Raw genomic sequence first — 12,606 nt, 5'->3', positions numbered from 1 at the left:
CGCCCACAGGAAGCGCGGTCGTATACCCGAGTTCACCAGACACAAACTGAAAAGTGAGCCACATCACACATCCCGCGCTTCTTCTCGAACCGCGTGCTTGATACAAATTGCCCGCGCGTTCCTGTCGGTCGACGGACGGCGCCCTCCCCCCTTCCGAGCCGCCTTTCCGCACGCCCTGGAACGCCCGTGTCCCCCCGCATTGCCCAGCCCTGGCCCCTCGTCGCCCTTTTCACGGCCGGGTACCTCGCCTCGTACCTCCTTCCCACCACCGTCGGCAGGCTCGACGCGGGTCTGCCGCTCTCCGCCACCGAGGCCGGTTCCATCGGCAGTGCCCTGCTGCTGGGTTCGGCCTCCGCGGGATTTCTGCTCGCCGCCCATGTCCACCGGATCGGCCACCGGCGGCTGGCCCGCGCCGGCCTGCTGCTCGCCGCAGCCGGATACGGCACGGCCGCCCTCAGCCACAGCATCCCCGTGGTCGTCGCGGGGGCGGTCGCCGGAGGATTCGGCTCCGGCACGGCCACCACGGTCGCCGCTACCGGTATCGCCGCCCTGGGGGCGTCCCCTGCCCGAACGAAGTCGAGAGTTTGGGATGCCCATCAGGCCTCGACTCTGGGCCTGTTGAGCGTCTCCGCGCTGGCCGGGGCGATCTATCTGACGGTCCCCCACCTCGGACCGGGTCACGGCGTCCCGCTCGCCGCGATCGCGCTCACCGCCCTGCTGGTGTGGCCCGCGACCGGCCGTCTCGCCTCCCCCGCGCCCGTCACCACGGCCCCCCGCGGGACGGGCCGGCTGCCCCATCGCGGCTCCGGACTCGTTCTGTCCGCCGGCATTCTGTGCTGGTCCCTCGCCCAGAACTCCCTGTGGGGCGTCAGCGGACGCATCGGCCTCACCCAGGCGCACCTCACGGAGGTCACCGTCGGCGCGGTCTTCGCGGCCGCGCTCGGCGCCGGGCTGCTCGGCGTGATCGGCGCGGGCACGCTGGGGCCGCGCCTCGGCCGCGCGCTTCCCGTCGGAGCGGGCACCGTCCTCATCGCCGGCTGTATCGCGCTCAGCGCCTCCGCCACCGGCCTCGGCACCTTCGCGACCGGCGAGATCGCCTGGAACACGCTCTACCCGATCGTGCTGTCGTATCTGATCGGCCTCGCCGCCTCCCTCGACGCACGTGGCCGCTGGGCCGTCCTCGTCGGCTCGGCGTCCTCGCTCGGCACCGCGGCGGGCCCCCTCACCGGAAGCGTGCTGGCCGCCCGGGCGGGTTTCCCGGCGATGGGCGCGATCCTCGCGGCCGGACTGCTGGCGATCGCCCTACCGCTGGCCGCCGTCGCCCTGCACACCGGCGGCCGCCCGCTGCTGCCGGGCGCCGTGCGCCGCCGCGGAGGCACCGCGGCCGCCCTGGTCGCCGCGTCCACGGCCGGTCCCGCGGGTGCGGTCCCTCAGGTCGGCGCACCCGAGCAGTCCGTCGTTGAGATCACGCTCGATCACCCGGTGGTCCCGGCCCGGCAGACCTACGGAACGGCCGGGCCCGGGCAGGCGACCGGGGCACCGGGACCCGGAACCCCTTAGGGCCCGGCGCGGCCGTATCAGTTCCCGGTGAACTCGTAGGCGTCCACCTCGGCGAGGTAGCGTGCCCTCCGCTCCTCGTCGTGCTCCAGGAAGGACGCGACGAACGAGTTGCGGGCCAGCTCGCGCATCCGCTCCCCGCTCAGGCCGAGGGCCTCGCGCACGGCGTGGAAGTTGTCCCCCGCATACCCGCCGAAGTAGGCCGGGTCGTCGGAGTTGACGGTGCACAGCAGCCCGGCGTCGAGCATCGCGGGCAGCGGATGGTCCGCCAGGGCGTCGACGGCACGCAGCCGCACATTGGACAGCGGGCACAGCGTCAGCGGCACCCGCTCGCGCACCAGCCGCTCGACCAGCGCCGGGTCCTCCAGGCAGCGCAGCCCGTGGTCGACGCGCTCGATGCCGAGCACGTCGAGGGCCTCGGTGATGTACTCCGGCGGCCCCTCCTCCCCCGCGTGCGCGACCCGGCGCAGCCCGAGGGCGGCGGCGGCCTCGTACACCTCGCGGAACTTGGCCGGAGGGTGGCCGACCTCTGCGGAGTCGAGGCCGACGCCGACGATCCGGTCGAGGTACGGCTCGGCGGCCCGCAGCGTCTCCATGGCGGAGTCGGCGGACTCGTCCCGCAGGAAGCACATGATGAGCTGGGTGGAGACGCCGTGGTTGTCCTCGCTGCGGCCGAGCGCGCGCCACAGGCCCTCGACGACCGTCCCCATGGGTACGCCCCGGGCGATGTGCGCCTGCGGATCGAAGAAGATCTCGGCGTGCCGTACGCCCTGCGCGGCGGCCCGTGCCAGGTACGCGTTCGCGAGGTCCTCGAAATCCCGCTCGGTCCGCAGCACGGCCATCAGCTCGTAGTACAGGTTCAGGAAGGACTGGAGATCGTCGAAGGCGTACGCCTTGCGCAGGTCGTCGGTGTCCGCGTACGGCAGTTCGACGCCGTTGCGGGCGGCCAGCTCGAACGCCAGCTCCGGCTCCAGGGTGCCTTCGACGTGGAGGTGCAGTTCCGCTTTGGGGAGGGGCATCAAAGCATCGTAGAGCCCGATCACAGCCGTTTCGGGACCGGCACTCTCAGCAGGTCGTGGGCCACGGTCAGCTCCCCCTCGAAACCGGCGGCCCGCGCCTGACGCTCGAACTCCTCCGACTCCGTGTAGCGCTGGCTGAAGTGGGTGAGGACCAGGTGCCGTGCCCCGGCCTCCCGGGCCACCCTCGCCGCCTGACCGGCCGTCAGGTGACCGTACTCCACCGCCAGCCGCTCGTCCTCGTCGAGGAAGGTCGACTCGATGACGAGCAGATCGCAGCCCTCGGCGAGGGCATACACCCCCTCGCACAGCCGGGTGTCCATGACGAACGCGAACCGCTGTCCGCGACGCACCTCGCTCACGGCTTCCAGCGGGACGCCGCCGAGGGAGCCCTCACGCTGGAGACGGCCCACGTCCGGGCCCGCGATCCCGTGCGCGGCGAGCCGCTCGGGCAGCATCCGCCGCCCGTCGGGCTCCACCAGCCGGTAACCGAACGACTCGACCGGGTGGGAGAGCCGGCGGGCTTCGAGCGTGTACGTGCCCGTCGCCGCGAGCACACCGTCCTCTGCGACCGGTGCCTCGATGAGCGGGACGGTCTCGCGGTAGGCGGTGGCATACCGGAGCCGCTCGAAGAACCGCTGTCCCGACCGGGGGTAGTGCGCGGTGATCTCGTGCGGCACCTTGTCCAGGTTGATCCGCTGGATGACCCCGGCCAGCCCCAGCGAGTGGTCCCCGTGGAAGTGCGTGACACAGATCCGGTGCAGGTCGTGGGCGGCGACCCCGGCGCGGAGCATCTGCCGCTGGGTGCCCTCGCCGGGGTCGAAGAGGATGCCCTCGCCGTCCCAGCGCAGCAGATAGCCGTTGTGATTGCGCTGCCGGGTCGGGACCTGGCTGGCGGTGCCGAGGACCACCAGTTCACGGACGGACATGGCGCGTCACCCGGGGGGCCACTGCAGGCCGCGGCCGCCGAGGACGTGGGCGTGCGCATGCCACACGGTCTGCCCGGCGCCGCTGCCGGTGTTGAAGACGATGCGGTAGCTCTCCAGCTTTTCCTGCACGGCGACCTCGCCCGCCTCACGGAGCACATCGGCGGCGACGGCCGGCGCGGCGGCGGCAAGGGATGCGGCGTCCCGGTGGTGAAGCCTCGGGATGACCAGGATGTGGGTCGGCGCCTGGGGGTTTATGTCCTGGAAGGCCACGGTGGTGTCGGTCTCGCGGATGATCGTCGCCGGAATGTGCCCCGCGGCGATCTTGCAGAACAGGCAGTCGTCCTGCGGCTCTCCCGCCATATGCGTGCCTCCTGACACAGACTGATCACTACGACGGCATCGTATCGGGCCGGCCCGTCCACCGGTCCGGAAAAGGGCCGGTGGACGGGGAAGGCCCGGCGTACACCCCTCGTGCCACGGGGGCTCACAGGCCCGGCAGCTCCGGGGGCCGCTTCGCCGGGCGCTCCTCCAGCGCGGCCAGCGCCAGCCGCACCGCCTCGTCCAGCTGGACGTCACGCCCGGCCGCGTGGTCCTGCGGCGTCTGGACCACCTCGACGTCGGGATCGACCCCGTGGTTCTCCACGCCCCACCCATAGCCCTCGAGCCAGAAGGCGTACTTCGGCTGGGTCACCAGCGTCCCGTCGACCAGCCGGTACCTGCTGTCGATCCCGATGACGCCGCCCCATGTGCGCGTCCCCACCACCGGTCCGATACCGAGCGCCTTGACCGCCGCGTTGACGATGTCCCCGTCCGACCCGGAGAACTCGTTGGCGACGGCGACGACCGGACCGCGCGGAGCGTCCTCCGGATAGCTGTACGCCCGCAGCCCGCGCGGCAGGTCCCAGCCCACGATCCGCCGCGCCAGCTTCTCCACGACCAGCTGGGAGGTGTGGCCGCCCCGGTTCTCCCGGACGTCCACGACCAGTCCCTCCCGGGCGACCTCGATCCGCAGGTCCCGGTGGAGCTGCGCCCACCCGGAACCCACCATGTCCGGCACGTGCAGGTACCCGAGCCGCCCGCCGGACTTGCCGTGCACATACGCCCGCCGGTCCGCCACCCACGCGTGGTACCGAAGCGGCTCCTCGTCCGCGATCGGCACGACGACGGCATGCCGCGGATCGCCCCCGCCCGCGGGCGAGATGGTCAGCTCCACCGGTGTGCCCGCCGTCCCGACCAGCAGCGGCCCCGGCCCGGCCACCGGATCCACCCGCCGCCCGCCGACCGCGATGATCGCGTCCCCGGCCCGTACCGCCACCCCTGGAGCAGCCAGCGGGGCACGGGCGTCGGGATCGGAGGTCTCCGACGGCAGCACCCGGTCGATGCGCCAGCTCCCGTCCGGGTGGCGGGAGATGTCGGCCCCGAGCAGCCCCTGCCGGCGGTCCGCGCCCGGCCCGTAGCCGGTGGGGGTGACGTACGCGTGCGAGGTGCCCAGTTCGCCCTGCACCTCCCACAGCAGGTCCACCAGGTCGTCGTGCGTGGCGAGGCGCTCCAGGACCGGCCGGTACCGGTCCAGTACGCCGTCCCAGTCGACCCCGCCGAGGTCGGGCCGCCAGAAGTTGTCCCGCATGAGGCGGCCGGTCTCCTCGAACATCTGCCGCCACTCGGCCGCCGGATCGACGGTCTGGCGTATGCGGGACAGGTCCACGGTGATGTTGGAGTCGCTGTCGTCGTCGTTCGGGGCCCGCCGGTCGCTGGGTACGACCTTCAGCTTGCCGTCGGTCCACAGCAGCACCCGCTTGCCGTCGCCGCTGACCGACAAGTGGTCGGCGTCCGAGGAGAGATGCTCGATGCGCTGCTGGGCGAGGTCGTAGCGCTCCAGCTCGCTCTTGGGGTCCGGGTCGTCGGGCGTGGCCCGCGAGGCGCCCAGGACACCCTGTACCGGGTGGCGCAGCCAGAGCACCCCGTCCTTGGCGGCCCGCAGCCCGGAGTAGCGCGCGGCCTCGACCGGGAACGGCACGATCCGGTCGGCGAGCCCTTCCAGGTCGATCCGGGTCGTGGGCGCGCCCTCGCTGTCGGGTGTCTCCTCCTTCCCGGGCGCGTCGAAGGGACGGCCGTGCCGTTGCGGCCCGAAGGGGGACGGGGTGGTCGCGGCGAGCGTGATCAGGTGCGGCCGCGAGCCGCCCACGAAGGCCAGGTCGAAGACGTGCTCGTCGTAGACCGGGTCGAAGGAGCGTGCCGAGAGGAACGCCAGGTGCTTGCCGTCCAGCGTGAACGCGGGCGAGTAGTCCCGGAAGCGCAGCGGGGTCGCCTCGGTCACCGACAGGTCGGCCGTGTTGGCGAGTTTCAGCTGGCGCAGCGGGCGGGGCCCGGGGTGCGACCAGGCCAGCCACGCCGAGTCCGGTGAGAAGACGAGTCCGCCGACCTCGCCGTCCTCGCTGCGGTCGATCTCACGCACCTCACCGCTGTCCCGCTCGACGAGCAGCACCCGCCCGTCGTGCGCGGCGACCGCGATCCGGCTGCCGTCGGGGGCCACCGCCAGGCCGAGGACCCGGCCGAGGCGCCCCGCCGCGAGTCGCCGGGGGGTGGCGCCGGGCGCGAGTCCGGTGGCGGGCGCGAACTCCAGCGCGTCCTCGCCCTCCGCGTCCGTCACCCACACCACCCACTCCTCGCCGTCCGCGCGGAAGGTGTGGGGCAGCCGGGCCCGTACGCCGTGCTCGGCGGCTAGCGCGCGGGCGGGCCCCGAGCGGTGGGTGACCCAGTGCACGGCGCCGCGCACCGAGATCGCGCTGCCGCGTCCGGTGTGGTCGGGCGAGGCGGCCCCGAACCAGCGGCCTGCGCTCACGGGGTACGGCTGAAGGTCCACGCGCTGCCCGCCGAGCCGGATGTCGAGCCGCCGGGGTTCGGCCCCCTCCAGGTCCTCCAGCAGCCACAGCTCACCGGCCGAGGAGTAGACGACCCGGGCTCCGTCGGTGGCCGCGTGCCGGGCGTAGAAACCTCCCCCGTTCTCGGCTTGGCTCGAGTGAGAGGTGCCCCCGAGGGGGGTGTGGCGACGCAGGTCCGAGCCGTCGGCGAGCGACGAGTACAGGGCGCCGACGCCCTCGTGGTCGGAGAGGAAGGCAAGGCGTTCCCCGACCCATGACGGGTACTCGATGTTGCCGTCGAGGTCCTCGTGCAGCCGGACGAACTCTCCGGCTCCTTCGCCGTCGTGGGCGGCCCGGTCGATCCACAGCTTGCCGGCCGTGCCGCCCCGGTACCGCTTCCACCAGGCGGCCTCGCGGCCCATGGGCGCGGACAGCAGCACCGTGCCCGGTCCGTGGGCGACGTCGCCGACGGGCCCGTACGGCAGGGTGGTGGCAGGGCCGCCGTCGAGTGGTACGGCGTGCGCCCAGGTGCGGCGCAGCGAGGCCTGGCCGACCGTGCTGAGGGCCAGGACCCGCCCGTCGGGGGTCCAGCCGCGCACCTGGGTCTTGGCACTGCCCCAGTGGGTCAGGCGCCTGGCGGAGCCGCCGTCGATGGGGGCGGCGTACACCTCGGGGGCGCCGTCGCGGGTGGAGGTCCAGGCGACGGTCCGGCCGTCCGGTGATATTCGGGGGTGGTTGACCGGGACGTTGTCGGCGCTGACCCGCCAGGCACGGCCGCCGTCCATCGGGGCGACCCAGACGTCGTCCTCGGCGGTGAAGGCGACCAACTCGCCGTGCAGATGCGGGAAGCGGAGATACGCGGGCGATGCGGACTGAGTCACCAGGTCACCCTAAGCAGCAAGGGCCGTCGTGGACAGGGGTTTTGTGTGGTGCCACCGGTTCCCGAGGGGCGTCATTTGCCCTGGGCGGGCCAGCAGGTGGGGTCGCCCTGGCACCAGATGGTCTTCGTCACGGTGACGGTGGGCCCGGGCTGCCCGGTCGGCCGGTAGGTGACGGGCGGCCGGTACGTGGGCGTCGTGGTGGCGTTGCAGTTGCCCAGGCCGTTGACGTGGAACCACTCCCGGCCGCCCACGGTGGCCCGCAGGTCCCCGCGGACGCACTTGCCGTCGACGGCGCGGGTGACCCTGCCCTTGACGGTGATGTCCTTGTCGTCGTCCGTCTTCCCCTGGCAGTCGACTCTGACGACGGTGGACTCGGTCGGTGCGGGTGTCCCGCGGGACCTGGTGGCGGTCGGACTGCCGCCGTAGCCGCCCGTGCAGCTGAGCCAGCGCACGTGCACATGCTGCCGCTGGAGTTCCCGGGTCGCGGTCTGGTCGGTGGTGTACGCCACCGCCGCGGAACTCAGGTCACCGGGCTGGCACGCCACGGTCCCGCCGACGGCGACCGCCACGAGTCCGGCCGCCGCGGCGGGCCGCCATCCCCGCGGTCGCCGCCAAATCCGCCTCAAAGCCCCCATGGAGGGCAGCGTGCCACTCTCCCGCCGCCGGCGGTAGAGCGCATACGGTCACCCGGAGGCCGGTGTGCGCCCCTCCTCGCCCCGCCTCCCGACGTGCCGTCAGCCGCGCATGAGGAGCCACTCCTGGAGTTCCACCAGGTTGCCCTCGGGGTCCTTGAGGTGGGCGACGCGCATGCGGTCGGTCATGGGGGCCGGGCCGTGCAGGAGGGTCGCGCCGCGGGACGTGATCCGCTCGCAGTAGGCGTCCAGGTCGTCCACGCGCAGCACCACGAGCGAGCGGTGGCCGGTCGCCGCGTCGCCCAGTTCTCCCAGGACCCGGGCCATCATCGCCCGGTCCTGCAGCGCGATGCCCGCCGAGCCGACGGCCGGACTGAACTTCTCGTACGGCCCTTCGACGGCGCCCGACTGGGGCTTGAGCCCGAGGACGTCGGCGTAGAACCGGTAGCAGTCGGCGAAGTGCGAGACCAGCAGCCGTACCTGGGCGAGTTCCATGGCGTACCCCCGTGGGTCAGGACCAGCGTCCGCTGCGGCCGAGCAACAGCGCGGCCGCAGCGGTGCCGGCGGTCGAGGTGCGCAGGACGGTGCGGCCCAGCCGGAAGGCCTTCGCGCCCGCCTGCGCGAACAGGGTCAACTCCTCCGGGGCGACGCCCCCTTCGGGCCCGACGACCAGCACGATCTCGCCGTCGGCGGGGAGTTCCACGGTCGCGAGGGGTTCCTCTCCGCTCTCGTGCAGGACCGCGGCGAAGTCGGCCTTGGCCAGAAGTGTCGCAACCTGCTTGGTCGTCGCCGCGTCCGCGACCTCGGGGAAGCGCACCCGGCGGGACTGCTTGCCCGCCTCGCGGGCGGTGGCCCGCCACTTGCCGAGGGCCTTCAGCCCCCGGTCGCCCTTCCACTGGGTGATGCACCGGGACGCCTGCCACGGGACGATGGCGTCGACGCCGACCTCGGTCATGGTCTCGACGGCCAGCTCGCCCCGGTCGCCCTTGGGGAGGGCCTGGACGACGGTGATGCGGGGTGCCTCGGGCGGCTCCTCGGACAGCGAGGTGACCTGGACGAGCAGCCGGTCCTTGCCCTCGGTGCCGACGACCTCGCACTGCGCCCGGCGTCCGGCGCCGTCGGTCAGGACGACGGCCTCCCCCGGCCGCAGCCGCTTCACCGAGACCGCGTGCCGCCCCTCCGGGCCGTCGAGCACGAACTCGGGCCCGATGCCGTCGAGCCGGTCCACGACGAACACGGGGGCCGTCATCGCCCGCCACCCTGCGTGGACAACGCTGTCGCCGCCTCCCGGAGCTCCGCGGCCAGCACCTCCACCAGCCGCCCGGCGGGCAGGTCGCGCGCCATGCGGTGGCCCTGACCGGCCCACAGGCCCATGCCCTGCGGGTCTTTCGCCTTGGCGGCCGCCTTGCGCAGCGGCGAGGTGAGGTGGTTGATCTCGGGGTAGGCGGCGGGCGCGTACGGCCCGTGCTCCCTCATGAACCGGTTGACCAGGCCGCGCGCCGGGCGCCCGGAGAACGCGCGCGTCAGCTCCGTCCGCACGAACAGGGGGTCGGTCAGCGCCTGCTTGTGCAGGGGGTGGGCGCCGGACTCGGGCGTGGCGAGAAACGCGGTGCCGAGCTGGGCCGCGCTCGCGCCCGCCGCGAGCACCGCGGCGATCTGGCTGCCGCGCATGAGGCCGCCGGCCGCCACGATCGGGAGCCGCACGGCCTCGCGGACCTGGGCGACCAGGGAGAGCAGGCCGATGCCGGAGCCGTCGTTCTCGGCGCTGTCGCGGTGGGTGCCCTGGTGGCCGCCGGCCTCGATGCCCTGCGCGATCACCGCGTCGGCGCCCGCCTCCTGCACGGCGAGGGCCTCCTCGGCGGTGGTCGCCGTGACCAGGGTGAAGGTGCCCGCGCGGCGCAGGGACTCCAGGACCGACGGGTCGGGGACGCCGAAGTGGAAGGAGACCACCGGCACCGGGTTGTCGAGGAGTACGGCGAGCTTGACGTCGTAGCCGTCGTCGCGGCCGGCCTCGGGGTCGCCCAGCTCGGTCTCGTACCAGGCGGCCTCGCCGGCGAGCTGTTCGGCGTAGACCTCGACGGCGGCGGGGTCCGCCTGGTCGGGCTGCGGCATGAACACGTTCACGCCGAAGGGGCGGGCCGTGAGCCCGCGAAGCTGCTTGATCTCCTGGTACATGCCGTCGGCGGTCTTGTACCCGGCGGCGAGGAACCCGAGGCCACCCGCCTCGGACACGGCGGCGGCGAGCTGGGGCACGGAGACACCGCCCGCCATGGGGGCCTGCACGATCGGGTGATGGAGCAGATCGGTCAGCACGGAGGACATGACGGCATGTTGTCACGTCCTCCGAACAAGTCCGAATCCGGCCGTCCGCGGGCACATGCCAGGGGAAGGGTCCGCGGATCAGGGCCGGTGGGAGTGTGCCGCCCGGGGGCCGGCCCCCGGGCGGCGGCCTACGCCACCGACCCCGTCAGCGCCCGTTGAACGCGTCCTTCAGACGGGAGAACAGGCCCTGCTGCCCCGGCTGGAACTGCCCCTGCGGCCGTTCCTCGCCCCGCAGCTTCGCCAGTTCCCTCAGCAGGCGCTCCTGCTCGGGGTCCAGCTTCGCCGGCGTCTGCACCTCGACATGCACGATCAGGTCGCCCCGGCCGCCGCCGCGCAGATGCGTGACGCCGCGGTTGTGCAGCGGGATCGACTGCCCGGACTGGGTGCCGGGACGGATGTCGACCTCCTCCATGCCGTCCAGCGTCTCCAGCGGCACCTTCGTGCCGAGGGCCGCCGCCGTCATCGGGAGGGTGACCGTGCAGTGCAGGTCGTCGCCGCGGCGCTGGAACACCGCGTGCGGCAGCTCGTGGATCTCGACGTACAGGTCGCCGGCGGGTCCGCCGCCGGGGCCGACCTCGCCCTCGCCCGCGAGCTGGATGCGGGTTCCGTTGTCGACGCCCGCGGGGATCTTGACGGTGAGAGTCCGGCGGGAGCGCACCCGGCCGTCGCCCGCGCACTCCGGGCACGGGTTCGGGACGATGGTGCCGAAGCCCTGGCACTGCGGGCAGGGCCGGGAGGTCATGACCTGGCCCAGGAACGACCGCGTGACCTGCGAGACCTCACCGCGACCGCGGCACATGTCGCAGGTCTGCGCGGACGTGCCGGGCGCGGCGCCCTCGCCGTTGCAGGTGTTGCAGACCACGGCCGTGTCGACCTGGATGTCCTTCGTGGTGCCGAAGGCCGCCTCGTCGAGCTCGATCTCCAGGCGGATCATGGCGTCCTGGCCCCGGCGGGTACGCGAGCGCGGACCGCGCTGCGACGCCGTGCCGAAGAACGCGTCCATGATGTCCGAGAAGTTCCCGAAGCCGCCCGCTCCGAAGCCGCCCGCGCCCGCGGCGCCGGCCTGGGACAGGGGATCGCCGCCGAGGTCGTAGACCTGCTTCTTCTGCGGGTCCGAGAGCACCTCGTACGCCGCGTTGATCTCCTTGAACCGCTCCTGCGTCTTGGGATCGGGGTTGACGTCCGGGTGCAGCTCGCGGGCGAGCCGGCGGAACGCCTTCTTGATCTCTTCCTGCGACGCGTCGCGGCGCACGCCGAGCACGGCGTAGTAGTCCGTGGCCACTTACGACTCCGCCAGGATCTGTCCGACGTACCGTGCCACCGCTCGTACCGCTCCCATCGTTCCCGGGTAATCCATGCGGGTCGGTCCGACCACGCCGAGTTTCGCTACTGCCTCGCCGCCCGAACCGTAGCCCACGGAGACCACCGACGTGGAGTTGAGTCCCTCGTGCGCGTTCTCATGGCCGATACGCACCCGCATGGCCGGATCCTTTGCCTCGCCCAGCAGCTTGAGGAGGACGACCTGCTCCTCCAGCGCCTCCAGGACGGGACGGATGGTGAGAGGGAAGTCGTGCACGAAGCGGGTGAGGTTGGCGGTGCCGCCGATGATCAGGCGCTCCTCGGTCTCCTCCACGAGCGTCTCCAGGAGGGTGGAGAGCACCGTGGAGACCGTGCCCCGGTCCTCCAGCTCGAAGGCCTCGGGCAGGTCCTGCACCAGCTGCGGCACATCCGTGAATCGGCGGCCGACGATCCGGCTGTTGAGTCGCGCCCGCAGATCGGCGAGAGACGTTTCTCCAAACGGCGCGGGGCAGTCGATCATGCGCTGCTCGACCCGGCCGGTGTCGGTGATCAGAACCAGCATCAGCCGCGCGGGCGCCATCGACAGCAGCTCCACATGGCGCACCGTCGAGCGCGTCAGCGAGGGGTACTGCACGACGGCGACCTGCCGGGTGAGCTGCGCGAGCAGCCGTACCGTACGCGCCACGACGTCGTCGAGGTCGACGGCGCCCTCCAGGTAGTTCTGGATCGCGCGGCGCTCGGGCGGGCTCATCGGCTTGACGGCCGCGAGCCTGTCGACGAAGAGGCGGTAGCCCTTGTCCGTGGGGATGCGTCCGGCACTGGTGTGCGGCTGGGCGATGTAGCCCTCCTCCTCCAGCACGGCCATGTCGTTGCGGACGGTGGCCGGCGAGACGCCGAGGTTGTGCCGCTCGGTGAGCGCCTTGGAACCCACCGACTCCTCGGTGCCCACATAGTCCTGGACGATGGCGCGCAGCACTTCGAGCCTGCGTTCACTGAGCATGCGCACACCTCCAGCGGTCTGTCGCCCTGACGCTTCTCTGGCACTCTGCGCAGGTGAGTGCCAGCATCCCCGGAGCAAGTGTACGGCCGTCGGGTACGCCCCGGGCAAG

Annotated in this window: 11 protein-coding genes; 1 reads left to right on the top strand and 10 read right to left on the bottom strand. The window is 72.8% G+C overall.

Annotation, left to right across the window (positions count from 1 at the left end):
- Positions 1-186 precede the first annotated feature (186 nt).
- The gene (locus LZ604_RS04135) at positions 187-1,560 is read left to right on the top strand and encodes an MFS transporter (protein WP_234512710.1); all 1,374 of its coding nucleotides are present in this window, start codon (positions 187-189) and stop codon (positions 1,558-1,560) included.
- A 17-nt stretch (positions 1,561-1,577) separates the two neighbouring features.
- On the opposite strand, the gene LZ604_RS04130 is transcribed toward LZ604_RS04135, so the two are convergent.
- The 10 genes from LZ604_RS04130 to hrcA form a co-directional block, all read right to left on the bottom strand.
- Entirely contained in the window at positions 1,578-2,576 is a 999-nt protein-coding gene (locus LZ604_RS04130; protein WP_234512709.1) for an adenosine deaminase, read from the bottom strand.
- 20 nt (positions 2,577-2,596) lie between these two features.
- Positions 2,597-3,502, bottom strand: coding sequence for a ribonuclease Z (locus tag LZ604_RS04125; RefSeq protein ID WP_234512708.1), 906 nt, complete (start codon positions 3,500-3,502; stop codon positions 2,597-2,599).
- 6 nt (positions 3,503-3,508) lie between these two features.
- A complete protein-coding gene (locus LZ604_RS04120) occupies positions 3,509-3,862 on the bottom strand; it encodes an HIT domain-containing protein (RefSeq protein ID WP_234512706.1) in 354 nt (117 codons plus the stop codon).
- Positions 3,863-3,986: 124 nt separating this feature from the next.
- Positions 3,987-7,244, bottom strand: a complete 3,258-nt coding sequence (locus LZ604_RS04115; protein WP_234512705.1) for a S41 family peptidase — start codon at positions 7,242-7,244, stop codon at positions 3,987-3,989.
- Positions 7,245-7,315: 71 nt separating this feature from the next.
- The gene (locus LZ604_RS04110) at positions 7,316-7,879 is read right to left on the bottom strand and encodes a hypothetical protein (RefSeq protein ID WP_234512704.1); all 564 of its coding nucleotides are present in this window, start codon (positions 7,877-7,879) and stop codon (positions 7,316-7,318) included.
- Positions 7,880-7,978: 99 nt separating this feature from the next.
- Positions 7,979-8,371: a VOC family protein gene (locus LZ604_RS04105; protein ID WP_234512703.1), complete on the bottom strand. Its 393-nt coding sequence runs from the start codon at positions 8,369-8,371 to the stop codon at positions 7,979-7,981.
- Positions 8,372-8,387: 16 nt separating this feature from the next.
- Positions 8,388-9,125: a 16S rRNA (uracil(1498)-N(3))-methyltransferase gene (locus LZ604_RS04100; RefSeq protein ID WP_234512702.1), complete on the bottom strand. Its 738-nt coding sequence runs from the start codon at positions 9,123-9,125 to the stop codon at positions 8,388-8,390.
- A complete protein-coding gene (locus LZ604_RS04095; protein WP_234512701.1) occupies positions 9,122-10,198 on the bottom strand; it encodes a nitronate monooxygenase in 1,077 nt (358 codons plus the stop codon). The genes LZ604_RS04100 and LZ604_RS04095 overlap by 4 nt, the downstream gene beginning before the upstream one ends.
- Positions 10,199-10,343: 145 nt before the next feature.
- Entirely contained in the window at positions 10,344-11,480 is a 1,137-nt protein-coding gene (gene dnaJ / locus LZ604_RS04090; protein ID WP_234512700.1) for a molecular chaperone DnaJ, read from the bottom strand.
- Positions 11,481-12,497 (bottom strand): heat-inducible transcriptional repressor HrcA, encoded by a 1,017-nt coding sequence (gene hrcA / locus LZ604_RS04085; RefSeq protein WP_234512698.1) that lies wholly within the window; start codon positions 12,495-12,497, stop codon positions 11,481-11,483. It lies immediately after the preceding gene.
- Between the last annotated feature and the right edge of the window lie 109 nt (positions 12,498-12,606).

The organism is Streptomyces glomeratus (assembly GCF_021462825.1).
Lineage (GTDB): Bacteria > Actinomycetota > Actinomycetes > Streptomycetales > Streptomycetaceae > Streptomyces > Streptomyces glomeratus.
This window is presented reverse-complemented; position numbering and strand designations above follow the sequence as displayed.

Coding starts and splice junctions, on each gene's coding strand:
- LZ604_RS04125 (WP_234512708.1), bottom strand. CDS start 3,502: ATGTCCGTCCGTGAACTGGTGGTCCTCGGCACCGCCAGCCAGGTCCCG.
- LZ604_RS04110 (WP_234512704.1), bottom strand. CDS start 7,879: ATGGGGGCTTTGAGGCGGATTTGGCGGCGACCGCGGGGATGGCGGCCC.
- LZ604_RS04130 (WP_234512709.1), bottom strand. CDS start 2,576: ATGCCCCTCCCCAAAGCGGAACTGCACCTCCACGTCGAAGGCACCCTG.
- hrcA (WP_234512698.1), bottom strand. CDS start 12,497: ATGCTCAGTGAACGCAGGCTCGAAGTGCTGCGCGCCATCGTCCAGGAC.
- LZ604_RS04100 (WP_234512702.1), bottom strand. CDS start 9,125: ATGACGGCCCCCGTGTTCGTCGTGGACCGGCTCGACGGCATCGGGCCC.
- LZ604_RS04120 (WP_234512706.1), bottom strand. CDS start 3,862: ATGGCGGGAGAGCCGCAGGACGACTGCCTGTTCTGCAAGATCGCCGCG.
- LZ604_RS04105 (WP_234512703.1), bottom strand. CDS start 8,371: ATGGAACTCGCCCAGGTACGGCTGCTGGTCTCGCACTTCGCCGACTGC.
- LZ604_RS04095 (WP_234512701.1), bottom strand. CDS start 10,198: ATGTCCTCCGTGCTGACCGATCTGCTCCATCACCCGATCGTGCAGGCC.